Raw genomic sequence first — 440 nt, forward strand, 5'->3', positions numbered from 1 at the left:
TTCCTGTGGTGGATCATCGCGCGTTCGCGGTGCAACGCGAATCAGCGTTTTCCAGCGCTTGCATCCTGAATTGCGGCGCAGCATGATGAATCCATGCGCGAGGCGCGCATTGGGGAGGCCGCAATGGCTAGCTACAAGAAGATTCTGCTGTGCTACGACGGCACGCTCGAAGGCCGAAAGGCGCTGCGATGCGGTGCCGACCTGGCGCTCGAACTGAAAGCGGAGACGCATCTGCTGTCGGTCGTCGACATGCGGTCGAGCATTGCGCAAAGCGCGGGCCTGTTGACCGACGTCGCGTGCAGCCGCTTCGAGGAAACCGCGCGGGAGATCCTGCAGGAGGGCGTCAACTGGCTGACAGAGCGCGGCGTGCACGCACAGGGGCATTTTGCGTTCGGCTACCCGATCGACGAGATCGCGAATCTTGCGACGAAGCTGAACGT

At 62.3% G+C, this 440-nt stretch carries 1 protein-coding gene; it reads left to right on the top strand.

The annotated features are described in order from the left end of the window. Positions 1-123: 123 nt before the first annotated feature. Positions 124-440 (top strand): universal stress protein (locus J5M67_RS28715; RefSeq protein WP_207888715.1); only part of this gene is annotated, 317 nt, incomplete at its 3' end.

This window comes from Pseudomonas sp. 30_B, from assembly GCF_017491605.1.
Classification (GTDB): domain Bacteria; phylum Pseudomonadota; class Gammaproteobacteria; order Pseudomonadales; family Pseudomonadaceae; genus Pseudomonas.